Here is a 24526-nt window from a genome sequence, read left to right on the forward strand (position 1 = left end):
TAGACCTTACGACGAATAGTAGGTACGACAAGGGGTGGATCAGAACTGTGAAGGGCCGTTACCTGAGCCTGGCCGCGACCGGGGCCGCGCTCTGTCTGACCGTCGTGACGCTGACGGGCTGCGGAGCCTTGGGCCTCACCGGGGACAACGACGTGACCCTGCGGGTCGTGGCGGCCGACTACGGCGACAATCCACAGAACTCCTCCGCCGCCTACTGGAAGGAGCTCGGGGACTCCTTCGAGAAGACCCACCCCGGGATCAACGTCGAGGTCAGCGTCTACTCCTGGACCGAGGTCGACGCCAAGGTCGCCGAGATGGTCAAGGCCCACAAGGCGCCCGACATCGCGCAGATCGGCGCCTACGCCGACTACGCGGAAGCCGGGAAGCTGTACTCCGCCGAGGAACTGCTCTCCGTGCAGACCGAGGCCGACTTCCTCGGGCCGCTCGCCGACGCCGGCAAGGTCAGGCACACCCAGTACGGCATGCCCTTCGTCGCCAGCACCCGGCTGCTCTTCTACAACGAGAAGCTGCTGACCGACGCGGGCGTCATACCCAAGGACACCAAGGGCGGCTGGCAGCCCAAGAGCTGGGCGGACCTGGAAGCGGCCGCCAAGAAGCTCAAGGCCGCGGGTGTCCCCACCCCCCTCGCGCTGCCGCTGGGCCGCGAGGAGGCACAGGCCGAGTCGATGATGTGGATGCTGTCCGGCGGGGGCGGCTACACCGACAACGAGGACAGCTACGAGATCGACTCCCCGGAGAACGTCAAGACCTTCGAGTTCCTGCGCGACAGGATGGTCGGCCAGGGCCTGACCGGTCCCGTCGAGCCCGGCAAGCTCGACCGGCAGGCCGCCTTCGACGCCTTCGCGCGCGGGGAGGTCGGCATGCTCAACGGCCACCCGACCCTGCTCAAGCAGGCCGGCGGCAAGGGCGTCAAGTTCGGGATGGTGCCGATGCCGACCGCCGACGGCACCGACCACCCCACGATGGGCGTCGCCGACTGGGTCATGGCGTTCAAGAACGGCCACAAGGCGCAGACGGGCAAGTTCCTCGACTACCTGTACGAGGCGAAGAACGTGACGGCCTTCACCAACAAGTACGACCTGCTGCCCGTCACCACCAGTGGCTACCGGGCCATGGAAGCCGCCGCGGCAGGCGGCGGGGGCGCCGCGCCGCAGCTCAAGACCTTCCTGACGGCGCTGCCGACCGCGCGGCTGTACCCGGTCGGCAAGAAGTCGTGGGCCGGGGTGAGCGAGGACGTCAAGCAGAACATCGGCAAGGTGGTCCAGCCGGGCGGGCAGCCCGAGAAGGTGCTGGGCGACATCGCCGACGCGGCGCGGAAGGCCGACGGCGCCCGCTGAGGCGGCGCCCGCCGGGGCGGCTGCGGGTCCGGGCGGCGGGTCGGGCGGATGCGCTCTGGGGCGCTCGGGTCCGGCCGGGGGTGTGTCGGTGGGCGGCGTTAATCTGGCCGTATGACGGACGACGGGCGATTGACGGCCGCCGAGGCCGCCGTGCTCGCGTACGAGGGACGCACCTGGTCGGGGCCCGGAGCCAAGGAACGGGCCATCCGGGAAGGGCTGGGGATGACCCCGGTCCGGTACTACCAGCTGCTCAACGCCCTGATGGACGATCCGCGGGCCCTGGAGCACGCGCCCGGCACGGTCAACCGGCTCCGGAGAATCCGCGCGGCACAGCGCGCCCGGCGATAGCAGTCGTACGAATGGACCGTTAGGGTCTTCCCCATGGGGAGCAATGCGCACGATATGCCGATGCCCGTGCCCGCCACCGCCGCCGGACGCGAGGGACTCGAAGCCCTCCTCCGCGCGCCGCGCCGATCCGTGGTGGCCCTCGACTTCGACGGCACCCTCGCAGACATCGTTCCCGACCCCGACCAGGCCCGTGCCCACGCGGACGCCGTGCCGGCGCTGTCCGCGCTCGCGCCGCAGGTGCTGTCCGTGGCGGTCGTCACCGGCCGACCGGCCGGGGTCGCCGTCCGCCACGGGGGCTTCGCGGGGGTCCCGGGCCTGGAACACCTCGTGGTCCTCGGGCATTACGGGGCCGAGCGGTGGGACGCCGTCAGCGGGCTGGTCCACGCGCCCGCCGAGCACCCGGGGGTGGCGGCCGTACGGGCCGAGCTGCCCGGGTTCCTGGAATCCATCGGGGCGTGGCGCGGGACCTGGATCGAGGAGAAGGGCCGGGCGCTGGCCGTCCACACCCGGCGCGCCGAGGACCCGGAGGCGGCGTTCGAGGCGCTGCGGGAGCCGCTGGCGGAGCTGGCGGCCCGACACGGGCTGATGGTCGAGCCGGGGCGGGCGGTGCTGGAGCTGCGACCGCCGGGCGTCGACAAGGGCGTCGCCCTGACGGAGTACCTGGAGGAGGTCGGAGCGGAGGCGGTGCTGTACGCGGGCGACGACCTCGGGGACCTGGCGGCGTACGCCGCCGTCGAGAAGCGGCGGTCGGAGGGGTTGCCGGGGTTGCTGGTGTGCAGTTCGTCGGAGGTCCCGGAGCTGGCTTCCCGCGCGGACCTGGTCCTCCCGGGGCCGGCGGAGGTCGCGGCGTTCCTCGCGACCCTGGCCGCCTCCCTGCGGGCCTGACCGCCGAGCCCGGGACCCGGCCCGCCCGAAGCCGACCCCTCTGGCCTCCGCCCAGCCCCCCGCCTCACCCGGCGGTGCCGGATGTGGGGGCTCCGCCTGGCCCCGTCCCGCGTGCGCTGCTCGACGCGGGTCGGTACTCCGCCCGGTCCGCGCGCCTCAAACGCCGGCGGGGCTGGGCGTGCGGGGCGCGCGCCGCGCTTGGCGGTCGGGCTGCGCCGCCTATGCGGACCCGGCTTGAGGCCCTGGGCTCCGCCCAGCCCCGCGCCTCAGTCGCCGGCGGGGCTGGTTGTGCGGGGCCGGCGCCACGCCTGCCGGCGGGGCTGGATGTGCCCCCGGGGCGCGCCCCGATTGCCGGCGGAGCGGTGAGTCTCCTGGGGTTGTGGCGCGTGTGCTGCTCGACGCGGGCCTGTGCTCCGCCCGGGCCTGCTGCGCCCAATCGCCGGCGGGGCTGGTCGTGTCGGGTCGGCGGCTCAGGCGCCTCCCGGCCTGACCGGCGCTTGAAGGGCACCCCGTCTGCGCGGAGGGGCCTGGGCTTCGGTCGGGTTCGACCTCGTGCTCCGGCGGGGTCGGTTTTTTCAAGCCTCGCCGGCGATTGAGGCGTGGGGGGGCGCGGCGGAGCCCCGCGAGGCCCGGGCGGAGCCCGGGGGCGCTTGCGCGGCGGCGCCGCAGACGATCAAGCCGCGCCCCGGGCAGCCCCGCCCCGGCCAAGGCACACACGGGCGCGGCCGGTCAGGCCACGCTCGGTCAGGCCGCACCCCGGCGAAGGCACGCGCCGGCCGCTCCCACCCCGTCCGGAGCCGCGCCCCGGTCCCGCGCCCGGCTAGCCCCCGCCCCGGTCAAGGCACACGCACGGCCGCGCCCGATCAAGCCGCGCGCGGTCAGGCCGCACCCCGACGAAGGCGCGCGCCGGCCGCTCCCGCCGCGCCCGGAGCCGCACACCGGTCCCGTTGCCCTCGGGCAGGCGCGCGCACCGGGGCCGTCGGGGTGGCACCGCCAAGGCACGCGCCCGGGCAGGCCCCGCCAGGTCGGAGCCGCGCGTCCGCCGCCCCCGCCCGGCAGGGCGCGGCGGGGTCATGACTCGCGGAGGGCTGACAGTTGGGCCGTGAACCAGGCCGTCGGGGGGAGGGACGTGGCCGCCGACGAGAGGCGCTTCGTGCGTTCCGCGCGCTCCGCCTCCGGCATCGACAGCGCCGCGTGCAAGGCCGCCGCCGTCTCCGACACGTCGTACGGGTTCACCGTCAGCGCGTCCGAGCGGAGCTCCTCGTACGCCCCCGCCCCCGTCGACAGCACCAGCGCGCACCCCGCCTCCGACACCACCGGGATCTCCTTGGCCACCAGGTTCATCCCGTCCCGCACCGGGTTCACCAGGGCGACGTCCGCCATCCGGTACGCCGCCAGCGAGCGCGCGAAGTCGTCCTCCACCGACACCAGCACAGGCTGCCAGTCCGCCGTCCCCAGCTCCGCGTTGATCTCCGCCGCCAGGTCCCGCACGGCCGTCGTGTACTCCCGGTACACCGCCAGGTCCTGCCGCGAGGGGTACGCCGACGCCATGTGCACCACCCGCTCGCGCCACTCCGGGTGCGTCGTCAGCAGCTCCCGGTACGCCAGCAGGCCGCGCAGGATGTTCTTGGACAGCTCCGTCCGGTCCACCCGGACGATCGTCTTGCGGTCCCCGACCTCCGCCCGCAGCCCCGCCAGCTTGTCGTCGACCTCCGGCCGGTGGGCCAGCGCCCGCAGGTCGTCCCCGTCCACGCCCAGCGGGAACGCCCGGACCTCGGTCGTGCGCCGCGGCCACACCGACTCCCGCCGGTGCTCCACGGTCCCCTCCCGGACCTCCTCCGCGCTGCCCTCGGCGCCGTCGAACGGCATCGCCGCCAGGAACGCCCGCGCCCATTCCCCGGTGTGGAAGCCCAGCAGGTCCGCCCCGAGCATGCCCCAGGTCAGCTCCTCCACGACGTACCGCGGCAGCATCCGCAGGACGTCGGGCGAGGCCCACGGGGTGTGCGTGAAGTGCGCGATGCGCAGGTCGGGCCGCAGGACACGCAGCATGCCCGGCACCAGCGCCAGCTGGTAGTCCTGCACGAGCACCGCCGCGCCCTCGTCGGCCTCCGCCGCCAGCGCGTCCGCGAAGGCCCGGTTGTACAGGACGTACGCGTCCCAGCGCCGCCGGAACTCCGCGTCGAAGACCGGCTCGCGCGGAATGTCGTACAGGTGGTGGTGGGTGAACCAGAGCACTGAGTTCGCGATGCCGTTGTACGCGGCGTCGTACACGGCGGGATCGATGTCCAACATCCGGACGCCGGGCTCGGAAACCCCCCGCCGCACCGCTTCCCGGTCGCCCTCCGACAGCGCCGCGCAGATCCACACCGCGTCCGGCTGCTCCGCGAGCGCGGCGGAGAGCCCGGAGACGAGACCGCCCCCGCCGCGCCGCGCGCTGAGGGTGCCGTCGGGGGCGTGGGCGTACGAGAGGGGGCCGCGGTTCGCGGCGACGAGTACCTGGGAAGCCATGCCGCGAACCTAACCCCGCCGCACCCGCCTCAAACCCGCCGCCGCCTCACGCCACACCGCATCACGCCACGCGGCGGATCGCGTACTCCCGGACCTCCAGCATCGGCGGCCGTTCCTCGGTGTCGACGGCGTGCGTCCGCGGCACGAAGCCGTCCGGGCCCCGCTCGAACTGGGTCAGCACGGGCCGGATCAGGTGCCCGCGCGAGAGCCGCAACTGCGCCGTGCGGTAGATCGCCGCGGCCATCCGGCCGAGCGCCTGACCGTCCTGGTGGCGGTGCACCCGTACGCCCACGTCGACCTGCGCCAGCGCGTCCAGCCCGACCGTGTGCAGCGCGTCCACCAGCAGCCCCAGCTCCACGCCGTAGCCGACCGGGAAGGGGAGACGTTCGAGCAGGGAGCGTCGTACGGCGTACTCGCCGCCCAGCGGCTGGACGAATCCGGCCAGCTGCGGCCAGTGCAGGTTGAGCAGGGGGCGGGCCACCAGTTCCGTGACGCGGCCGCCCTGCCCCGGCGCGTCGCCGAGCGGCCGGTCGTACATCGCCTTGACGAACTGCACGTCCGGCTCGGTCAGCAGTGGGCCGAGGATGCCGGAGACGAAGGTGGAGGAGAAGTCCCGCAGGTCGGCGTCCACGAAGCAGACGATGTCGCCGGTGGTCGCGAGCAGTGAGCGCCACAGCACCTCGCCCTTGCCGGGCACCGCCGGGAGCCGCGGCAGGATCTCGTCGCGGTGCGCGACCCGCGCGCCGGCCTTCGCGGCGACCTCCGCCGTACGGTCGCTCGACCCGGAATCGACCACGACCAGCTCGTCCACCAGAGGAGTCGGCAGCCCTTCGATGAGGTCGCGGCGGATCACCTCGACGATCGCGCCGACCGTGGCCTCCTCGTCGAGCGCGGGCAGCACCACGCTGACCGTGGCCCCCGACGCGCGCTTGCGGTCGAGCAGCTGGTCGAGCGGTCGGTCGGCGGCGGACCAGGACCGGTCGGCCAGCCAGCGCTCCACCTCTTCCAGCACTTCGGACACTCCAGGGGATCGATGACGGGATGGACGGAACGGCCGGTGGTTTTCGGGCGAAATATGATCCATCTCGCCGTTCGGACGGCTGTCTCAACCGCGCGGCCCTTCGGTTACAGTCTTGAACAACGCGAAGGACCACGGCATGCCGGGGTCCTCGTGCACAAACGCCCGGGTGCGCCACAGAGCGCGCGGCCCGGTGCCATACCGCTCATCCAGAGGGGCAGAGGGACACGGCCCGTTGAAGCCCCGGCAACCCTCCAGTCGGTTCTCGCGATCGCGCACCACGCGACGTCAGCGAGGTCCCCGGCTAGGGAAGGTGCCAATTCCGTCTCATGGCGAAGTGCGCCATGGGGAAGATGAGGAGAAAGGGCCTCGCCATCATGGCTGCACAGACTGTCGCCACCTCTGTCGATCTCGGACCTGCCACCGGCCTTTCGTGTCGTGAGTGCGGTACCCGCTTCGAGCTCGGCCCGATCTTCGCCTGCGTCGAGTGCTTCGGACCGCTGGAAGTCGCCTACGACCTGCCCACCGGTGATCCGGAGGCGCTGCGCGCCGCGATCGAGGCCGGACCCGACAACATCTGGCGCTACGCCCCGCTGCTGCCCGTCCCCGCGGACGTGGCCTCCAAGCCGAACCTGAACCCGGGCTTCACCAAGCTCGTGGACGCGGCCAACCTGGCCAAGGAGCTCGGGGTCACCGGCAAGCTCTACGTCAAGGACGACTCCGGCAACCCGACGCACTCCTTCAAGGACCGCGTCGTGGCCATCGCCGTCGAGGCCGCCCGTGCCTTCGGCTACACCACGCTCTCCTGCTCCTCCACCGGCAACCTGGCCGGCGCCGTCGGCGCCGCTGCCGCCCGCGCCGGCTTCCGGTCCTGCGTGTTCATCCCGCACGACCTGGAGCAGGGCAAGGTCGTCATGGCCGGTGTCTACGGCGGCGACCTCGTCGGCATCGAGGGCAACTACGACGACGTCAACCGCTTCTGCTCCGAGCTCATCGGCGACCCGCTGGGCGAGGGCTGGGGCTTCGTCAACGTCAACCTGCGCCCCTACTACGGCGAGGGTTCCAAGACGCTGGCCTACGAGATCTGCGAGCAGCTCGGCTGGCGGTTGCCCGACCAGATCGTGATCCCGATCGCCTCCGGTTCGCAGCTCACGAAGATCGACAAGGGTCTGCAGGAGCTGATCAAGCTCGGCCTGGTCGAGGACAAGCCCTACAAGATCTTCGGTGCGCAGGCCGAGGGCTGCTCGCCCGTGTCGACCGCCTTCAAGGCCGGTCACGACGTGGTGCGCCCGCAGAAGCCGAACACCATCGCCAAGTCCCTGGCGATCGGCAACCCGGCGGACGGCCCGTACGTCCTGGACATCGCCCGGCGCACCGGCGGTTACGTCGAGGACGTCAACGACGAGCAGGTCGTCGAGGCCATCAAGATCCTCGCGCGGGCGGAGGGCATCTTCGCCGAGACCGCGGGCGGTGTGACCGTCGGCGTGACGAAGAAGCTCATCGAGAACGGGCAGCTCGACCCCTCGCTGACCACGGTCGTCCTCAACACCGGCGACGGCCTCAAGACCCTGGAGGCGGTGGCCGCCGACAGCGGTCAGACCGCCACCATCCGCCCCAGCCTGGACGCGTTCCGCGCAGCCGGCCTTGCCTGAGGCCCGACCCACCCCTGTTCCCGGAAAGGCAGTAGCGCCATGAGCGTCAACGTCCGCATCCCCACCATCCTGCGCACCTACACCGGTGGCCGGGCCGAGGTGCCCGCCGAGGGCGCGACCCTCTCCGAGGTCATCGAGTCCCTGGAGAAGAACCATCCGGGCATCGCGGCCCGCGTCCTGGACGACCAGGGCAAGCTGCGTCGCTTCGTGAACGTCTACGTCAACGACGACGACGTGCGCTTCGAGGGCGGGCTGCAGACGGCGACGCCGGACGGCGCGGGGGTCTCGATCATCCCCGCCGTGGCGGGCGGCTGCTGACGCCGGGCCACCGACACCGACGCAAACAGAATTGCCCCCTCCGCTAAAAGCGGAGGGGGTAATTCTGGTTGATTGGGCGCGGTAGGGTTGGGGAAGTCCCCTCCGCTGTTCTTGCCCGCCGCATATGAGCGGGCCGCCGGATGGTTGACATTGAGTCAACATGCGAGCCTGATATGGGCCTTTGGTGCCGGATGTCGGGCCCGAGTTGCCCCGGAGTATGCGTAAATTTCGCTTGATATCCCTATTCCTTCTTGTCCAGAATTCTCGTCGGAATGACCTGTTGCAGACAGCATCGGTGCGGATACATTCAGCCGCGGTCGAGGCGTTCCGGCGCAAGTTCTGACCCGGGTCCGCGAAGTGCGGTCCTGCGCAAGGGCCAGTAATAGGGGAGTTAGGCATGGCTCAGGGCACCGTCAAGTGGTTCAACGCGGAGAAGGGCTACGGCTTCATCGCGGTCGACGGTGGTGCGGATGTGTTCGTCCACTACAGCGCCATCCAGATGGACGGGTACCGCACCCTTGAAGAGGGTCAGCGGGTCGAGTTCGAGATCTCGCAGGGCCAGAAGGGTCCTCAGGCGGACATGGTCAAGCTCGCACTCGGCTGACCCGGCGCGATCGACCACCGACGCAACAGGTCTCAGGACCACACACGCACGAGGGGCCCACATCCCGGACACGGGATGTGGGCCCCTCGTGCGTCCCGGCCGGGGACTTCGCCCGGCGTTGCCCGAAGCCGCTTGCACTCGACGGGGTCGAGTGCTAATCATTGGCGTTAGCACTCTCCAGTCGAGAGTGCTACTGAAACGAGGACCGGGTCGGTGAGGCCCGAGGGTCCGGCGGGAAGGAACCGCCGGGCTCGCAGGCCGTCCGTCGCGGGCGCGGGCGCGGTCCAGGAGCAATCCACCCCAGTCCTGGAGGACCACTTCAGATGGCCAAGATCATTTCGTTCAACGAGGAGGCCCGGCGCGGTCTCGAGCGTGGCATGAACCAGCTCGCCGACGCCGTCAAGGTCACCCTTGGCCCCAAGGGTCGCAACGTCGTCCTTGAGAAGAAGTGGGGCGCCCCCACGATCACCAACGATGGTGTCTCCATCGCCAAGGAGATCGAGCTCGAGGACCCGTACGAGAAGATCGGCGCCGAGCTGGTCAAGGAAGTCGCCAAGAAGACGGACGACGTCGCGGGCGACGGTACGACCACCGCCACCGTGCTGGCCCAGGCGCTGGTCCGCGAGGGCCTGCGCAACGTGGCCGCCGGCGCCAACCCGATGGCCCTCAAGCGTGGTATCGAGAAGGCCGTCGAGGCCGTCTCCGCCGCCCTGCTCGCGCAGGCCAAGGATGTCGAGACCAAGGAGCAGATCGCTTCGACGGCCTCCATCTCCGCCGCCGACACCCAGATCGGCGAGCTCATCGCCGAGGCCATGGACAAGGTCGGCAAGGAAGGCGTCATCACCGTCGAGGAGTCGCAGACCTTCGGTCTGGAGCTTGAGCTCACCGAGGGCATGCGCTTCGACAAGGGTTACATCTCGGCGTACTTCGCCACCGACATGGAGCGTATGGAGGCGTCGCTCGACGACCCGTACGTCCTGATCGTCAACTCCAAGATCGGCTCGGTCAAGGACCTGCTGCCGCTCCTGGAGAAGGTCATGCAGTCCGGCAAGCCGCTGCTGATCATCGCCGAGGACGTCGAGGGCGAGGCCCTGTCGACCCTGGTCGTCAACAAGATCCGCGGCACCTTCAAGTCCGTCGCCGTCAAGGCCCCGGGCTTCGGCGACCGCCGCAAGGCCATGCTCGGTGACATCGCCATCCTCACGGGCGGCACCGTCATCTCCGAGGAGGTCGGCCTCAAGCTGGAGAACGCCGGTCTCGACCTGCTCGGCCGCGCCCGCAAGGTCGTCATCACCAAGGACGAGACGACCATCGTCGACGGCGCCGGTGACAGCGACCAGGTCCAGGGCCGCGTCAACCAGATCCGCGCCGAGATCGAGAACTCCGACTCGGACTACGACCGCGAGAAGCTCCAGGAGCGCCTCGCGAAGCTGGCCGGCGGCGTGGCCGTCATCAAGGCCGGTGCCGCGACCGAGGTCGAGCTCAAGGAGCGCAAGCACCGCATCGAGGACGCCGTTCGCAACGCGAAGGCGGCCGTCGAAGAGGGCATCGTCGCCGGTGGTGGCGTGGCCCTCCTCCAGGCCTCCTCGGTCTTCGAGAAGCTGGAGCTCACCGGTGACGAGGCGACCGGCGCCAACGCCGTGAAGCTCGCGCTGGAGGCCCCGCTCAAGCAGATCGCCGTCAACGGTGGTCTTGAGGGTGGCGTCGTCGTCGAGAAGGTGCGCAACCTCCCGATCGGTCACGGCCTGAACGCCGCGACCGGCGAGTACGTCGACATGATCGCCGAGGGCATCATCGACCCGGCGAAGGTCACGCGCTCCGCGCTGCAGAACGCCGCGTCGATCGCCGCGCTGTTCCTGACCACCGAGGCCGTCATCGCCGACAAGCCCGAGAAGGCCGGCGCCGGTGCGCCGGGCGGCATGCCGGGCGGCGACATGGACTTCTGATCGGCCCCGGCTGATCGGTAGTCCGCTTCACGCATCACGTTCCGAGGGCGGCACCCCCACTGGGGGTGCCGCCCTCGGGCGTTCCCGACCGCCGGAGTGCGGTGCCGACCGGCCGGCCGTGGGCGCGGCGGCCGTGGGCGTGCCCGGCACGCGGGACGGGACCGCGGGTCGGGCGGCGGTCTGGTTGACTCGGAGGCATGAGCGAGAGCAGCGCACCCTTCGTCAAGATCTGCGGGTTGAAGACCGCGCACGACGTCGACGTGGCCGTCGAGTCCGGGGCCGATGCCGTCGGGTTCGTGTTCGCCCCGGGCAGTCCGCGGACCGTCGACGCCGCGACGGCGCGGGAGCTGGCGGCGCGGGTGCCGGCGGGGATGCTCACCGTCGGGGTGTTCCGCGGGCAGTCCGTGGAGGAGGTCGGGCGGCTGACTCGGGAGAGCGGGGTGCGCTCCGTACAGCTGCACGGCGACGAGGGCCCCGAGTACTACGAGGCCCTGCGCGCCGAAGGACGTACCCTCATCCGCGCCACGGCCGCCGCCGTCGCGGCGACCGGCGAGTACGGCGAGGACCTGCTGCTGGTAGACGCCCCCGACCCCGGCTCCGGCAAGCCGTGGAACTGGGGCTCCGCCGAGTTCACCGCACCCCGGGGCCGCTGGCTGCTGGCCGGTGGGCTCGACCCCGCCAACGTGCGCGCGGCGCTGCGGGCGACCGGCGCGTGGGGCGTGGACGTCTCCAGCGGCGTGGAACGGGAGCGCGGGGTGAAGTCACCGGAGCTCATCCGCGCGTTCCTGGCGGCGGCGCACGATACCGGCGACACCGATAGCTGAACGCAACCGTCCAACTACCCAGGGCGATGAATCCGGCATGGCTCGTTCCGCTGCCGGGCAGACACCCTGTATGGACACGGACCTGCTCGGCTGGCTGGGACGTCTGACGTCCCGCCTCGCCCCGGGGGGCGGTGGCGGAGCGGCGGTACCCTCCCCCCGCCGCGCCCCCGTCTTCACCGCCGACTTCACCTCCCTCACCCAATGGGTCGCCGGTCGCTCCTGGGCCTATCCCGACGGCGGCCCCGTCAACCCGGGCGACAACAAGCTCGACCACCTCGTGGAAGACCCCACCTACAGCCGCGGCGGCGTATTCCGCGCCACGCGCCGCCCGGACGGCAACTGGGACACCGGACTGCTCACCACCGAGGGCAGCGACGAGGGCTTCATGGTCCGCACCGGCGACCAACTGGAGGCGCGGGTGCGGCTCCCGGTGGAGACGGGCGCCTGGCCGGCGATCTGGACCTGGCGGGACGGCGGCCAGGAGATCGACGTCTTCGAGTACCACCCCGACAACCCCGACCTGCTGGAACTCTCCAACCACGTCCGCGAGGCGCACCGTTACCACCGCGACCCCACGGTCCGGCCCGGTGCCTGGGTGGACCTGAAGGTGGAGTTCGGGCGGAACTCGGTCGTCTGGTGGGTCAACGGCGCCCGCGTCTTCTCCGACCGCCGGGGCGTGGGGCGGGGCTGGCACGCGTACCTCATCGTCAACCTGTCGGTGTGCGCCGGCAACTACCACCCGGCTCCCGAGCCGGAGGTGACGGAGATGTCCTACGAGGTCTCCGAACTGCGCGTCTACCGCGGCTAGCCCCCGGCCGCCCCCCCCACCGCCGGCCCGGCCGGTGGGCGTGGCCCGGCGGCCGGTTCCGGGGGTCAGGGGGCGGGGCGGGGGAGGGCGTTCACCAGGGTGGCGCCGCGTTGGGCGTCGTCGACGCTGATCGCGAAGTCCCGGCCCCGGGAGCGGATCACCAGGCACGGGCCCCCTCGCACCATCACCGTCGTACCGAGCCTGCTGACGCGGTAGCCCCAGCCGCCGACCTGCGAGGGTCGGCGTTCCTCCACGCGGGCCGGGACCTCGATCTCCTCGGGGGACCAGCGCCGCACGGGCCGCCCGAGCGGGCCGTAGGCCACTTCCAGCGCCGTGCCGGTGACCCGCACGGTCACGGAGGCGAACACCAGGAGCAGGAGGGACGAGAAGAACAGCACCACGGCCGGCGCCCACATCGCGCCCGCCGTCCCCACGGTCCCGGCGACGGCGAGCCCGACCGCGATCAGGCCGAGGAGGGCGGCTGTCGCCTGCATCCACCGGTTCGAGGCGTGCGAACTCCAAAGGACCCGTTCGACATGTGTCATGACGCCTCCAAGATCGGTCGCGGAGTCGCCCACCCGCGTCTCCTCACCCCTCACCTCTCCCCTCCAGTCTTTCCCGGAGGGTTCCGGTGGCCCGGCAACACCAGCGTACGGTGGGAAGGGAGGCGGAAGATCCCCGGGAGGCCGACGATGGGCGAGGAACGGGACGCGTTCCTGGAGTGGACGCGGACACGTCTGCGGGAGGCCGAGATCGCCCTCCACAACGGTGACGCCGGGCCGCGCTACGCGATCTGGTCCCGGCGGGAGCCGGTCTCGGTGATGGGCGCCTGGAAATCGGTCGTCGGGTACGAGGACGTCAGCGCGCTCTTCCACAAGCTGGCGGAGACGTTCTCCGACTGCACCTCCTACGAGCACGAGATCGTCGCGGTCGACGTCGTCGGCGACGCGGCCTACACGGTCGGCTACGAGCGCACGCAGGCGTCGGTCGACGGCGAGCCCCGCCGGTACGTCCTGCGCGCGACCCAGGTATACCGCCGCGAGGACGGAGAGTGGAAGGTCGCCCACCGCCACGCGGACACGCTGGAGACCGACCAGACCTGAGCCCCGTCACCCGAGGCCTGTCACCTGCGTCCCGTCGGTCACGGCGGGGCGGCCGCGAGGGAAGCCAGAGCGGCGGGCGGGACGGCGCCCGCCGCGGCCGAGCCGCGCAACAGCTCGGTCAGCCCGTGGGACCCGGCCCGTTCGGTGGAGGCAGCCACCGTGGTGATGCGGTCCAACCGGAACCCCCGGCCGGCCCGTCGCGAGCGGCACCACGCGATGAGGTACCAGCGGCCGTCGGCGGTGAGCCGCCTCACACTCCCGGCGGGTCGGCTCAGGCGGGGATGCCGAACGAGGAGCCGACGCCGTCCTCCTCGATGGACTCCACCAGGGGGTTCGCCCGCAGGGCGGTGACCTGGGCGGGGGAGAGCGGGGCGGCGAAGCCGTTCATGGCGTCGTGGAAGACGTGGACCGGTGTGATCCCGTGGTGGCTCGCCAGGAGGGCCGGGTCGATGCCCCGCCGAACGGTCACGAGGTACGTCGGCCAGTGCGCCGGAGCGGGAGCCGGGGCCGTGACGGAACCGGGACCGGGCGCCGGGACGGGCGTGGCGGTGGCGGAGCCGGCGGTGAGGGGGAGGGCGGCCACGGCGGCGAGTGCGGTGACGGCGACGGCCGCCCGGCGGGTCCAACTCGGTCGAGTGCGCATGGGGGCGAGGCCATCACGCGGGGGTGCCCCGGTCAACGACGTCCGGCGGCGTGGCCCCGGCCGCCGGGGGTGACCGCCGAATGCGCCCCCACCCGGGGCTTACGCGACCGGGGCCATACGGCGGAAGGCTCCCTCAAGTCCCATCGACGGTCGCCCGATGCAGGGGAGGGGCGCGCACCCCGAACACCCGTCCGTGAGGTGGCGGGCCCCGCACCCTCCGCCCGCATCCAGGGAGTTCCTCCATGCGCCTGCTCGCCCGTGTGACGACCGCCGCCCTGCTCGCCATGACCCCGGCCCTGGCCGGAAACGCGTCCGCCGCCGTCCCGGAGCCGACCCCGGCACCTCTGATCGCCTCGGCGAACGCGGTACCCGGCCAGTACATCGTGACCTTGGAAAAGGGCGTGGACCCGGCGGCGCTGACGAAGAAGCTGGGCCTGCGGGCGACGTTCCTCTACAGCCACGCCATCAACGGCTTCGCCGTCAAGATGACCCCGCTCCAGTTGCGGATCGCACGGGCGGCCCTCGGGGTGAAGGCGATCGAGGAGGACACGAAGGTCGTCGCGTCGTCGGTGGGGGGCGACAGGCGGGAGCTGGGCTCCCCGACCGAACTCTGGGGCCTGGACCGGATCGACCAGAAGGAACTGCCGCTCGACAAGACCTTCACCACCAAGGGCAACGGCGCGGGAGTCACGGCGTACGTCCTCGACACCGGCATCGACTACAAGCACGTCGAGTTCGGCGGTCGCGCGACGTTCGGGTTCGACGCCATGGACGACGGCAAGGAGGGCATGGACTGTCAGGGGCACGGCACCCATGTCGCGGGCACGGTCGCGGGCTCGACGTACGGCGTGGCACGCAAGGCGAACCTGGTCAGCGTCCGCGTACTCGGTTGTGACGGGACGGGTTCCTACTCCGGGATCATCGCCGGCCTGGACTGGGTGGCCAAGAACGCCAAGCAGCCGGCCGTGTTGAACGCCTCCCTCGGCGGCGCGAAGTCGGACGCCGTCAACAACGCGGCGACCGCGCTCTCGGACGCGGGCGTACTGCCGGTCCTCGCGGCGGGCAACTCCTCGGCGGACGCCTGCGGCGTCTCACCCGCGTCGGCGTCGCGCGTGGTGACGGTGGGGGCGAGCGACGTGTACGACGCGGAGACGAGCTTCTCCAACTACGGCCCCTGCGTCACCCTCTACGCCCCGGGCCAGGACATCACCTCCGCGAAGCTCGGCGGCGGCGGCGTGGCCCTGAGCGGTACGTCCATGGCCTCGCCGCACGTCGCCGGCGTCGCGGTGCTCTACAAGCAGGCGCACCCGGCCGCGACCCCGGCGGAGATCACCGAATTCCTCACCACCGGGTCCAGCAAGGACGTGCTGAGCAGCGTCGGCACGGGCAGCCCGAACGAGCTGCTCTTCACCAACGGTCTCTGAGCGACCCCACGAAGTCGGCCCAGGCCCGCGCGCGGAACACCACGTGCGGGCCCTCGGGGCGCTTGGAGTCCCGGACGGGGACGATGTGGGGGAGGCCGTCGGCGACTTCGAGGCAGTCCCCGCCGTCGCCTCCGCTGTGGGTGGACTTCCGCCAGGTGGCCATTTCGAGGCAGTTGCCGCCGTCACCAGCGCTGTAGCTGGACTTGTGCCAGACGACGGCCGACAGGTCGTACTCAGGCGTACTGGTCATGTTGGTATTCCTCCGCCACCGACTCGATCAGGGCTAGCGACTTCCGCGGGGAGAGCGCGTTGGCCATGAGGAGATCGTAGGTCAGGGTGCGCTGGGCGACCGTGGCCGGATCGTCGAACAGCTGCCCGGTGCCACTGCCTTGGATGTAGGCGAGCGGGGGAGCGTCCTCGAAGGCCATGAGTTTCAGCGAGCCCAGCAGTCCCGCGTGGAAGCCCGCGCTGAACGGCAGCACCTGCACCATGATCCGGTGCGACCGGATCAGGCGCGCGATGTGGAGTAGGGCGTCGGCGAGGATCGCCGGGTCGTCCCCGCTACGGCGCAGGATCGCCTCGTCAAGCACACACCAGAACACGGGGGTTGTTGGATCACTGAGCAGGGCCGCCCGCTCCAGCCGGTTCCTGACCAGCTCCTCGATCGTTTCCTCCGTTGCCGTCGGCTGGTAGGCGCGGAACACCTCCCGCGCGTACGCCTCCGTCTGCAACAGGCCTGGGATGATCAGCGGCGCGTACTCCCGGATCGTCTTCGCCAGCGCCTCCGCCTCGGCTGCCGCCGCGAAGTGGTCCGGGTACTTGGATGTGGCGGCTGCCGCACAGTTTCGCGCGAAGAAGCCGTCCGTCCGGAGGACCTCGTCAATCTGGCGTGCCACGTCGGGGAGCATCCTGCGGGTGCCCGCTTCGAGTTGGCCGATGAACGAGCCGCTGACGTAGAGCCGTTCGGCGAGTTCGGCCTGGGTGAGGCCCGCGCGTTCGCGGGCGACGCGGAGTTCGGCGCCCAGGAGGGCGCGCGGTGAGGAGGCGGGATCGAGGTTCTTCGGCCCTGGCATGGCAACTCCTGGTCCAACAAGTGCGTTTGTGCGCTGCCCGACGTTGAAAGGCTAGTGACCGAGTGACCACTCTGTGTGCGGAACGCGATTACTCAGAGCGAAAGGGACGTGTCATGGTGCTCTCGCCCAAGGAACGGTTGTTGGCGGCCGAGGAGGCCGTGGGGCAGTTGAAGGAGGCCCTCGGGGATGTGGGCGTGGTGTTTCCCTCGCTCGGCGTGGACGGGGTGTCGGCGGCCGGGACCTACGGGCTGCCGCTGGTGGACCTCGGGCGGTGCAACCTGGACACCGCGCTGCGGCTCGCGGCCGTGCTGCACGAGCGGGCCCGCCCGTGACGGGTGACGAACGGGCGCGTTGCGAAGCGGTCTTGAGGGGGCTGGCGGAGGCGGCGCGCGGGTGGGAGTTCGAGCTGGCGTGGAAGCTGTGCTGGCTGGAGAAGGGGATGGTCAGGGACGGGTGGAAGCGTGCGGGTATGGGTCTGTCGGTGCGGGTCGCGCGGGACGAGCGCAGCGGGTTGTGGACCGCTGTGGGCGATGACGGCAAGCGAAGAGTGTGTGAGACGGCCGACACGGCGGACGAGGCGACGGCCCTGGTCCAGGAGGCGTTCGGGCTCAAGGCCTGGCGTCCGCAGCCACCTCCGCCGCCCGGCTGGCAGCGGTTCTCGCTGGTCCACACCCCGGTGGACGAGTCCCCGGGGTTCGACGACCGGCGCTACGACGCCATCAAGGCCCGGCCGCCGACCGGGTGCGTGGTCGAGGACTTCGGCGGGTGTTTCGGGCTGCGCTGCGAGCGTCCGGGGGCGCGGCTGCTCGACGCGGTGGCTCCGCTGTGCGGGGAGATCAGGGCCGGGTACGGGCTCCAGATGTCGGGTCTGGGCATCGAGAAGCTGTGGGAGTGGTCGCGGGACGGCGCGGACGGCTGGGGCGCCGAGATCGTGGGGCAACTGCTGCTGATGGCCGCCGAGCGGGGCCCGAAGCTGGGCTACGGCGTCGAGGACCTGGTGGCCTACCTGCGCACCGCCGCCGGGGGGTGTGGGGCGTGATCAGCGGGGGCGGAGGTACTCGACCTGGGCGAGGGGGGCGCCGTCGCCGAAGTCGTGGGTGCGCACGGAGCCGGATTCGGTGAAGCCGGACTTCGCGTAGAAGCGGCGGGAGCGGGGGGTGTCGCGCAGGGTCCAGAGGTGGGCGCCGTCGTATCCGTCGTCGTGCAGGCGGTCCAGCGTCGCGCCCATCAGGGCGGCGGAGAGGCCGGTTCCCCAGGCGTCGGGGTGGGCGAAGAACGTGCGTATCTCCGCCAGGCCCGGCCGGTCCGGGGAGGGGACGGTCCAGGACAGGGCCAGCGGGCGGCCGTCGAGTTCGGCGAGCAGGATCGTGCTGCTTTCGTCGGCGACGCGGGCGTGCCAGCGGGTGCGTCGGGAGCTCACCTCGCGGGCCGCGAAGTCCTGTTCGAAGAAGGGCGCGTACGCCGCTTCCCACGAGGCGGCGTGGATCTCCCCGAGCGCGTCCCCGTCGGCCAGGGACGCGCGACGAATCTCGATCATCCGATCACCCTACGCCGGGCGTCCTCGTGGCGGGCGGGAGAAACGGTCGGGCGGGGACGTGCTCCGGTGTCGGGAGCGCGGTGGCGGGAGTCAGGCCATCGCCGGTTCCTGCGCCGGGTCGGCGGCGGGGGGAGCGTCGGGACCGGGGTCGGTGTCGAGGTCGGCCAGCATCCGTGGGGTGAAGCCGAAGAAGTAGGTCGCGGCGAAGCCCACCGCATAGCCGACCGCCAGGCCGCCCGCGTAGACGGCGATGGCCGTGCCCAGCCCGGCAGGGCCGTCCAGCAGTGGGAACAGGGCCCACCCGGAGGGGCCGATGGCCGTCGAGCCGAAGCCGGCGCCGAGTTGGTTGAAGAGGCCGACGAAGGCGCCGCCCGCCGCCCCGCCGACGCAGGCGGTGACGAACGGGCGGCCCAGCGGCAGGGAGACCCCGTAGATCAGCGGTTCCCCGACGCCCAGGAAACCGGCCGGGAGCGCCGACTTGATGGTCGTGCGCAGGGAACGGTTGTGCGGCAGGCGGTAGTAGACGGCGATGGCCGCACCGACCTGTCCCGCGCCCGCCATGGCGAGGATCGGCAGCAGCACGGTGTAGCCGGAGTGTTCGATGAGGGTCGTGTGGATCGGGATCAGGGCCTGGTGCAGACCGAGCATGACCAGCGGGAGGAAGAGACCGCCCAGGACGAGACCGGCGAACGCGCCACCCGTGGCCAGGAGGCGGTCGGCGAACCAGGCGATGCCCTCGGCGACCTCACCCGCGACGTACATCAGGCCGAAGAGGGTGACCAGGCCGGGGAGGAGGACCGTGAGGGTGGGCGTGACCAGGTTGTCGACGGCCTGCGGGACCCAGGTGCGGCACCACTTCTCGACGTACACGGCGAGCAGCGCGGCGGCCAGCGCGCCGAGGACGCCGCCTTGGCCGGGGGCGAGGTGTTGGCCGAACGCCTCGATCTTCGCGACTCCCGGGAAGACGATGATCGCGGCGACCGCGCCGCCGAGGACGGGCGTACCGCCGAACTCCTTGGCGGTGTTGTAGCCGACGAAGACGGCGATCAGGGACATGAACCCGGACGCGATCGCGGCGAGCGCGGGGACGACGGCGGGCAGCAGGCCGGAGTTGGTGAGCAGGCCGTTCAGCCCGGCGATGATGCCGCAGCCGATGAGGGCCGGGATGAGGGGGACGAAGATGTTCGCGATCCGGCGCAGGAGCAGTTTGACGGGGGTGGAGTTGCGCGCCGCGCGGGCTTCTTTCAGCGCCGTTCCGCGCGAGCGGAGCGCCTCGGCCGTGGCGGTGGGGGGCACGGAGGGGGAGGGGGCGTCGGTGGGGGCCTCGGGGACGGCTTCGGCGGTGCGGGGGCCGGCCTCGCGTACCAGTGCCTCGAACTCGGGGGTGACGCGGGCGACGGCGCCCGGGCCGAGCACGATCTGGTAGGTGTCGTCGTCCACGACGCCGAGTACGGCGGGCAGGGCCTTGAGCTCCTCGCTCCGGACGAGGGAACGGTCGCGCAGGCCGACGCGCAGGCGGGTCATGCAGTGCGCGACGGAGCTGACGTTGTCCGGGCCGCCGACCAGGGGGAGGATCGCGGCGGCGGTGGCGCGGTGCGGGTCGGGGGACATCGTGGTGGTTCGCCTCGCTGCGGGTCGGTGGAGGGGGCTGTCAGCGGGTCCGGGGGAGGGCGTCGCGCAGGTGGCCGCCGGTTTCGGCGAGGAGCGCGGTGGCGGTGGGGCCGTCGACCCCGCCGAGGATGACGAGGACCGCGTTCTTGACCTCGCCGTCGGTGGCGGCGAGCGCGGCCTCGATCTCGTCGTCCGGGGCGCCGGTGGCGAGGGCGACGATGCGGCGGGAGCGGGCGCGCAGCTTCTCGTTGGTGGCGCGGACGTCGACCATCAGGTTCCCGTACGTCTTGCCGAGACGGATCATGGTGACGGTCGAGATGAGGTTCAGTACGAGCTTCTGCGCGGTGCCGGCCTTCAACCGGGTGGAGCCGGTGAGGAATTCGGGCCCGACGACGACCTCGATGCCGTGTTCGGCGGCCGTGGCGAGGGCCGAGCCGGCGTTGCAGGACAGTCCGACGGTGAGTGCGCCGCGCGTGCGGGCGAACTCGACGGCGCCGATCGCGTACGGGGTGCGGCCCGAGGCGGAGATGCCGATGACGGTGTCGGCGGCGGTGAGGTCGAGTGCGGCGAGGTCTTCGGCGGCGAGGTCGGCGGAGTCCTCGGCGCCTTCGACGGCCTCGACCATGGCGGTGGGGCCGCCCGCGATCAGGCCGACGACCTGCTGGGGGTCGGTGTTGAAGGTCGGCGGGCATTCGCTGGCGTCGAGCACCCCCATGCGGCCGGCGGTGCCGGCGCCGGCGTAGAGGAGCCGGCCGCCGCGCGCCATGCGGGCGGCGATCGCGTCGACGGCCGCGGCGATGTCGGGGAGCCGGGCGGCGACGGCGGCCGGGACGGTCGCGTCCTCGGCGTTCATGAGTCGGACGATGTCGAGGGTGGGCAGCCGGTCGATCTCGGCGAGGTCGGGGCGGAAGGCCTCGGTGGTGAGGGTGTCGAGCTGGGCACGCAGTTCCGCGTGGGCGGTCATGGGCGGTTCCTCGCGCTGGGGTGTCGCTCGGGGTGTCGCTCGGTCGGGTCTGGGTCTCGGGTTCCGGGTCTCGGTCTCGGGTCTCGGTCTCGGGCGGATGGCTGAGGTCGGCACCGTATTTTCGTCCGCTGTGGGGGTCAAGGCGCCATGCCCTGGCGGCCCGCGCCCGTGGAAGTGGCCTCGGCTTTGCTCGTACTCGCCCGTACGGGTTCACAATGGGCCCATGGACCACGCGACCCCTATTGAGCAGGCACTCCATGCCGCCCGTGCCCTGGTACTCGCCGATCTCGTCGCCGGCGAGGTCGCGGAGGCCGATGTCGTGTCCCTCGTGGAGGACGCGGTCACGCACCGCCGGTGGTGGGTGGAGCAGTGGCCGGAGGGGGTCGACTACCTCGCCGGACTCGTCGCGCAGGACGTGCAGGACGCGCTGTTGGAGAAGTACGGCCGCTGGCCGCTGTGCCCCGTCTGCGCGCACGGCGAACCGCATTCGCTGGACGTGGAGCCGGAGCTGGGGCCGGACCCGCAGTGGGTGTGCTCCGAGGCGGGCGTGCGGGTGGCGGCGGTGGGCGGGCTCGGCCCCGTGTTCGGCCGGCGGTGAGCGGCGGGTGACGGTGTACATAGACCCGCCGACCTGGCCGGGTCACGGCCGCATGTGGTCGCACCTGGTCAGCGACGTCTCGTACGAGGAACTGCACGCCTTCGCGGCGTCGATCGGCTGCCCGCCGCGGGCGTTCGAGCGGGACCACTACGACGTGCCGTCGTACCGGTACGCGGACGCGGTGGCGGCGGGCGCGGTGGAGATCGGCAGCAAGGAGCTGGTCCGGCGGATCACCGATGCGGGGCTGCGCCGCCCGAAGGGCCGTACGGCCTGATCAGGGGCCCGGGGCGGGCGCGCGGCCCGCTGCCGTCCCGGCGTACGGACCCGGGCGTCCTGGTCCGGTCCCGGTGTCCCGGTTCCCCGTGTCCCGGCCCTGGCGTCCCGGCCCGGGCGTCCTGGCCCGGGCGTTCGGGCGTCTCGGCGTTCGGGCGTTCCGGCCCCGCCTAGCGGCCGGCCAGGGCGTCGGCGGTGTGGCGCGGGGCGGTGGCCGCCGGGAGGGGGCGGGTGGGGCGGTCGAGGCGGAGGGCGAGGGCCGTCAGGGCGAGGGCGGTGATCGTCATCGCGGCGCCCGCCCAGGCGGTGGCGGCGAAGCCGAAGTCGGCGTCGATGACCGTGCCGCCGAGCCAGGGGCCCCCGGTGTTGCCGAGGTTGAACGCGGCCGTGGTCGTGGCGCCCGCCAGGGTGGGGGCGGCCCCGGCGACGTTGAAGAGCCGGGCGTTCAGCGCGGGGGCGGTGAAGAAGGCCGAGACGCCGATCAGGAACGACAGCGCGACCGCCGCCACCGCGACGGAGGCCAGGAGGGCCAGCGCGACGAGGAACACCGTCGAGGCGGCGATGCCCCACAGCAGCACCCCGAACAGGTGCGCGTCCGCGACCCGCCCGCCGACGGTCGTACCGACCAGCGCGCCCACCCCGAACAGGCCCAGGACCCACGGCACCCAACCGGCCTCCAGTCCGGCCACGTCCGTGAGCAGCGGCGACAGGTAACTGAAGGCGCAGAAGACCCCGCCCGCGGCGAGCGAGGTGACGGCGACCGACAGCCACACCTGTCGGTCCCGGTAGATCCGCAGCTCACGGCGCAGCCGCGGCTGCTCGGCGGGCAGCGGGATGCGCGGGATCAGGGCCAGGATGCCGGCGAGGGCGACGGCGGAGGCCGCGGCGACCGCCCAGAACGCCGAACGCCAGCCGAGCTGCTCACCGAGGAAGGCACCGGCGGGCACGCCGAGGACGTTGGCGATCGACAGCCCGCCGATCATGACGGACATGGCGCGGGCCCGCTGGTCCTTGTCGACCATGGCGATGGCCACGGCCGCGCCGACCGCCCAGAAGCCGGCGCAGGCGAGCGCGGAGACCACGCGGGAGGCGAAGAGCAGTTCGTACGAGGGGGCGAGCGCGCCCGCGACCTGGCCGAGGCCGAAGAGGGAGATCAGGCCCACCAGGGTCGTACGGCGGGGCAGCCGCAGGGTGGCGACGGCCAGCAGCGGTGCCCCGATGACCATGCCGATCGCGAAGGCGGATATCAGCAGGCCGGCCTGCGGGATGGTGACGTCCATGTCGTCGGCGATGGGTGGCAGGAGCCCGGACAGCATGAATTCGCTCGTGCCGAGCGCGAAGACGGACAGGCCGAGGACGTAGACGGCGACGGGCATGCGGGAGCGTGCGGAGGCTGCGGGCATGTTCGGTACAAACCAGCCGCAACGGTGGCGCATTCCCGTACCCCGTGTCGTCCGTCAGGTCGCGGTGGGTGCCTCCGTCGGTTCCCTCGTGCCGCGCCGGGCCGTGTCACGCGCCGTCGGGCTCCGTCAGGGTGGCCAGCTCGGCGGCCAGGTTGCGGCGGGCCGGTGCCTCCCAGCGGGTGCTGCCGTGGGGGGTGCGGAAGAGGCGGGGCAGGCCGAGCAACTGGCGCAGTACGGCGGCGCGGCCCGCGCGGAAGGCGTCGTCGGGGACGAAGCCGTACTCGGCGCGGACGGCGGCGACGTAGGCGGCGTACGCCTCCGGGGCGCCTGCGAGGACGGCGAGGTCGGCGTCGCAGAGCACCTCGCCGTTGGTGTCGCCGGGCGCGGGGTCGTGGGTGACGGTCAGCCGGACCAGCCGGGCCACCTCGGCCGTGCGGGCGGCGTCGATGCCCAGCTCGGGCAGGGCGCGCTCGGCGAGGACGGCGCTGCGCTCCTCGTTCTCGGACCGGTCGGGACGGTAGACGGCGTCGTGGAACCAGGCGGCGAGCTCGACGGCTGCGGGGTCCTGGGCGTGCGGCGCGAGTACGTCGAGCCGTGCGAGTACGTCGGCCAGGTGCGCGGTGGTGTGGTAGCGGCGGTGCGGCTCCGCCCAGGCGGCGAGGAGGCGGTCGGCGTAGGGCGTCGTGTCGAGGTCGGGGGCGGCGCCGGCGGCGGCTGCGGTGGCGCGCCAGCGGTCGCGGAGGTCTGAGGTCATGGGCACATTGTGGGGGTGGCGTGACGGGTGCTGGTGGTGGGTGGGCACGGGCCCGTACTCTGAGATTGGACTAGACCTATTTTGTGCTTCTTGAGGATGGGATCGATCGAATGAGCAACCGTGCGCTCCTGGAGGTGATCGCCCTCGACGCGGAGGACGCGGTCGCGGCCCAGGCCGGTGGGGCGGACCGACTCGAATTGGTCACCGACATGGCCGCCGACGGGCTCACCCCGCCGCGCGAGACCTTCGCGGCGATCCGGGCGGCGGTCGACATCCCGCTGCGCGTGATGCTCCGCCGGACGGACGGGTTCGCCGCCGGCCGGGTCGACCTGCTCGTCGCGCAGGCGCGGGAGCTGCGGGCGGAGGGCGCGGAGGAGTTCGTACTCGGCTTCCTGAATCCGGACGGAGGGCCGGACCTCACCGCCGTGGAGGCGGTGGTGGCGGAGCTGGACGGCTGCCGCTGGACCTTCCACCGGGCGATCGACCGGGCCGCCGACCGGGACCAGACCCGCAAGGCCCTCGCGGACCTGCCGGGGCTGGACACGATCCTCACGGCCGGGGCGGCGGCGGGCGTGGAGGCGGGCCTGCCGGTGTTGGCGGCGGAGGCCGCCCGCCAGGGCGAACCGGGGTACGCGGCGCGCATCCTGGTCGGCGGCGGCCTGGCGTTGCACCACGTCCCCGCGCTGCGGGAGGCGGGCATCGACGCCTTCCACATCGGCGGCGCGGCCCGCCCCTCGGGCTGGTCGGGCCCGGTCTCGGCCGCCGCGGTGGCCGAGTGGCGCACGGCACTCGGCTGAGCGGCGCTCCGACGCGGAGCCGGCGCGCGGTCCTCATCCGAGCGGCCGCGCGCCGAGGGGTCGGGGCGCCGGGTGTC

28 protein-coding genes and 1 riboswitch are annotated in these 24526 nt (G+C 72.4%); of the genes, 16 read left to right on the forward strand and 12 right to left on the reverse strand.

Annotation, left to right across the window (positions count from 1 at the left end; all coding sequences use genetic code 11):
• Positions 1 to 47: 47 nt before the first annotated feature.
• The 3 genes from E6R62_RS14255 to otsB all read left to right on the forward strand — a co-directional run bounded on the left by E6R62_RS14255 (position 48) and on the right by otsB (position 2591).
• On the forward strand, positions 48 to 1358 hold the full coding sequence (locus E6R62_RS14255; RefSeq protein WP_240801665.1) for an extracellular solute-binding protein: 1311 nt from the start codon (positions 48 to 50) through the stop codon (positions 1356 to 1358).
• Between the two features lie 111 nt (positions 1359 to 1469).
• Positions 1470 to 1706: a DUF3263 domain-containing protein gene (locus E6R62_RS14260; protein ID WP_136213770.1), complete on the forward strand. Its 237-nt coding sequence runs from the start codon at positions 1470 to 1472 to the stop codon at positions 1704 to 1706.
• Positions 1707 to 1739: 33 nt separating this feature from the next.
• A complete protein-coding gene (gene otsB / locus E6R62_RS14265; RefSeq protein ID WP_136213771.1) occupies positions 1740 to 2591 on the forward strand; it encodes a trehalose-phosphatase in 852 nt (283 codons plus the stop codon).
• 1071 nt (positions 2592 to 3662) lie between these two features.
• Here the strand turns inward: otsB and E6R62_RS14270 are convergent.
• Both E6R62_RS14270 and E6R62_RS14275 read right to left on the reverse strand, forming a co-directional pair.
• Positions 3663 to 5099: a trehalose-6-phosphate synthase gene (locus tag E6R62_RS14270; protein ID WP_136213772.1), complete on the reverse strand. Its 1437-nt coding sequence runs from the start codon at positions 5097 to 5099 to the stop codon at positions 3663 to 3665.
• Between the two features lie 61 nt (positions 5100 to 5160).
• Positions 5161 to 6111, reverse strand: a complete 951-nt coding sequence (locus tag E6R62_RS14275) for a glucosyl-3-phosphoglycerate synthase (protein ID WP_136213773.1) — start codon at positions 6109 to 6111, stop codon at positions 5161 to 5163.
• Between the two features lie 208 nt (positions 6112 to 6319).
• A riboswitch (SAM riboswitch) is annotated at positions 6320 to 6477 on the forward strand.
• 17 nt (positions 6478 to 6494) lie between these two features.
• On the opposite strand from E6R62_RS14275, the gene thrC reads away from it, so the two are divergent.
• The 6 genes from thrC (at position 6495) to E6R62_RS14305 (ending at position 12269) form a co-directional block, all read left to right on the forward strand.
• The gene (gene thrC, locus E6R62_RS14280; protein WP_136213774.1) at positions 6495 to 7769 is read left to right on the forward strand and encodes a threonine synthase; all 1275 of its coding nucleotides are present in this window, start codon (positions 6495 to 6497) and stop codon (positions 7767 to 7769) included.
• Positions 7770 to 7808: 39 nt separating this feature from the next.
• Complete coding sequence (locus E6R62_RS14285; RefSeq protein ID WP_136213775.1) at positions 7809 to 8087, forward strand: MoaD/ThiS family protein; 279 nt, start codon at positions 7809 to 7811, stop codon at positions 8085 to 8087.
• A gap of 397 nt (positions 8088 to 8484) precedes the next feature.
• Positions 8485 to 8691, forward strand: a complete 207-nt coding sequence (locus E6R62_RS14290; protein ID WP_030009783.1) for a cold-shock protein — start codon at positions 8485 to 8487, stop codon at positions 8689 to 8691.
• 323 nt (positions 8692 to 9014) lie between these two features.
• Complete coding sequence (groL, locus tag E6R62_RS14295; protein ID WP_136213776.1) at positions 9015 to 10637, forward strand: chaperonin GroEL; 1623 nt, start codon at positions 9015 to 9017, stop codon at positions 10635 to 10637.
• 197 nt (positions 10638 to 10834) lie between these two features.
• Positions 10835 to 11461 carry a phosphoribosylanthranilate isomerase gene (locus E6R62_RS14300; protein WP_136213777.1) on the forward strand — a complete coding sequence of 209 codons (627 nt, stop codon included), beginning with the start codon at positions 10835 to 10837 and terminating at the stop codon, positions 11459 to 11461.
• 70 nt (positions 11462 to 11531) lie between these two features.
• Positions 11532 to 12269 carry a beta-glucanase gene (locus E6R62_RS14305; protein WP_240801666.1) on the forward strand — a complete coding sequence of 246 codons (738 nt, stop codon included), beginning with the start codon at positions 11532 to 11534 and terminating at the stop codon, positions 12267 to 12269.
• 65 nt (positions 12270 to 12334) lie between these two features.
• Here E6R62_RS14305 and E6R62_RS14310 read toward each other — a convergent pair whose 3' ends face one another.
• Complete coding sequence (locus E6R62_RS14310; protein ID WP_136213778.1) at positions 12335 to 12814, reverse strand: hypothetical protein; 480 nt, start codon at positions 12812 to 12814, stop codon at positions 12335 to 12337.
• A 147-nt stretch (positions 12815 to 12961) separates the two neighbouring features.
• Between E6R62_RS14310 and E6R62_RS14315 the strand changes: the two genes are divergently transcribed.
• Positions 12962 to 13372, forward strand: coding sequence for a nuclear transport factor 2 family protein (locus E6R62_RS14315; RefSeq protein WP_136213779.1), 411 nt, complete (start codon positions 12962 to 12964; stop codon positions 13370 to 13372).
• Positions 13373 to 13410: 38 nt separating this feature from the next.
• Here the strand turns inward: E6R62_RS14315 and E6R62_RS14320 are convergent, their stop codons facing one another.
• Complete coding sequence (locus E6R62_RS14320) at positions 13411 to 13626, reverse strand: WYL domain-containing protein (RefSeq protein ID WP_240801667.1); 216 nt, start codon at positions 13624 to 13626, stop codon at positions 13411 to 13413.
• Between the two features lie 17 nt (positions 13627 to 13643).
• The gene (locus tag E6R62_RS14325; RefSeq protein WP_136213780.1) at positions 13644 to 14015 is read right to left on the reverse strand and encodes a protease inhibitor I9 family protein; all 372 of its coding nucleotides are present in this window, start codon (positions 14013 to 14015) and stop codon (positions 13644 to 13646) included.
• Between the two features lie 242 nt (positions 14016 to 14257).
• On the opposite strand from E6R62_RS14325, the gene E6R62_RS14330 reads away from it, so the two are divergent.
• Entirely contained in the window at positions 14258 to 15439 is a 1182-nt protein-coding gene (locus tag E6R62_RS14330) for a S8 family peptidase (RefSeq protein ID WP_136213781.1), read from the forward strand.
• Here the strand turns inward: E6R62_RS14330 and E6R62_RS14335 are convergent.
• Positions 15423 to 15689 carry a DUF397 domain-containing protein gene (locus E6R62_RS14335; protein ID WP_136213782.1) on the reverse strand — a complete coding sequence of 89 codons (267 nt, stop codon included), beginning with the start codon at positions 15687 to 15689 and terminating at the stop codon, positions 15423 to 15425. The genes E6R62_RS14330 and E6R62_RS14335 overlap by 17 nt on opposite strands.
• Positions 15673 to 16512, reverse strand: coding sequence for a helix-turn-helix transcriptional regulator (locus E6R62_RS14340; RefSeq protein WP_136213783.1), 840 nt, complete (start codon positions 16510 to 16512; stop codon positions 15673 to 15675). Before E6R62_RS14340 ends, E6R62_RS14335 begins: the two co-directional genes overlap by 17 nt.
• 113 nt (positions 16513 to 16625) lie before the next feature.
• Between E6R62_RS14340 and E6R62_RS14345 the strand changes: the two genes are divergently transcribed.
• Positions 16626 to 16844 (forward strand): hypothetical protein, encoded by a 219-nt coding sequence (locus E6R62_RS14345; RefSeq protein ID WP_136213784.1) that lies wholly within the window; start codon positions 16626 to 16628, stop codon positions 16842 to 16844.
• A 32-nt stretch (positions 16845 to 16876) separates the two neighbouring features.
• A complete protein-coding gene (locus E6R62_RS40825; protein ID WP_240801668.1) occupies positions 16877 to 17551 on the forward strand; it encodes a hypothetical protein in 675 nt (224 codons plus the stop codon).
• Here E6R62_RS40825 and E6R62_RS14355 read toward each other — a convergent pair whose 3' ends face one another.
• From E6R62_RS14355 to murQ, 3 genes are all read right to left on the reverse strand, one after another.
• Complete coding sequence (locus E6R62_RS14355) at positions 17552 to 18049, reverse strand: GNAT family N-acetyltransferase (protein WP_136213785.1); 498 nt, start codon at positions 18047 to 18049, stop codon at positions 17552 to 17554.
• 90 nt (positions 18050 to 18139) lie between these two features.
• Positions 18140 to 19660, reverse strand: coding sequence for a PTS transporter subunit EIIC (locus E6R62_RS14360; protein WP_136213786.1), 1521 nt, complete (start codon positions 19658 to 19660; stop codon positions 18140 to 18142).
• Positions 19661 to 19700: 40 nt separating this feature from the next.
• The gene (murQ, locus tag E6R62_RS14365) at positions 19701 to 20624 is read right to left on the reverse strand and encodes an N-acetylmuramic acid 6-phosphate etherase (protein ID WP_136213787.1); all 924 of its coding nucleotides are present in this window, start codon (positions 20622 to 20624) and stop codon (positions 19701 to 19703) included.
• A 223-nt stretch (positions 20625 to 20847) separates the two neighbouring features.
• On the opposite strand from murQ, the gene E6R62_RS14370 reads away from it, so the two are divergent.
• Both E6R62_RS14370 and E6R62_RS14375 read left to right on the forward strand, forming a co-directional pair.
• On the forward strand, positions 20848 to 21222 hold the full coding sequence (locus E6R62_RS14370) for a hypothetical protein (RefSeq protein ID WP_136213788.1): 375 nt from the start codon (positions 20848 to 20850) through the stop codon (positions 21220 to 21222).
• A 7-nt stretch (positions 21223 to 21229) separates the two neighbouring features.
• Positions 21230 to 21496, forward strand: a complete 267-nt coding sequence (locus tag E6R62_RS14375) for a DUF4031 domain-containing protein (protein ID WP_136213789.1) — start codon at positions 21230 to 21232, stop codon at positions 21494 to 21496.
• 169 nt (positions 21497 to 21665) lie between these two features.
• Here the strand turns inward: E6R62_RS14375 and E6R62_RS14380 are convergent, their stop codons facing one another.
• Positions 21666 to 22871, reverse strand: a complete 1206-nt coding sequence (locus tag E6R62_RS14380; protein WP_136213848.1) for a Cmx/CmrA family chloramphenicol efflux MFS transporter — start codon at positions 22869 to 22871, stop codon at positions 21666 to 21668.
• Between the two features lie 133 nt (positions 22872 to 23004).
• The gene (locus tag E6R62_RS14385; RefSeq protein ID WP_136213790.1) at positions 23005 to 23652 is read right to left on the reverse strand and encodes a hypothetical protein; all 648 of its coding nucleotides are present in this window, start codon (positions 23650 to 23652) and stop codon (positions 23005 to 23007) included.
• Positions 23653 to 23762: 110 nt separating this feature from the next.
• On the opposite strand from E6R62_RS14385, the gene E6R62_RS14390 reads away from it, so the two are divergent.
• Positions 23763 to 24449, forward strand: a complete 687-nt coding sequence (locus tag E6R62_RS14390) for a copper homeostasis protein CutC (protein WP_136213791.1) — start codon at positions 23763 to 23765, stop codon at positions 24447 to 24449.
• Positions 24450 to 24526 lie beyond the last annotated feature (77 nt).

Origin of the sequence: Streptomyces sp. A1136 (assembly GCF_004795055.1) — a bacterium.
In the GTDB taxonomy this organism is placed as follows: Bacteria; Actinomycetota; Actinomycetes; order Streptomycetales; family Streptomycetaceae; genus Streptomyces.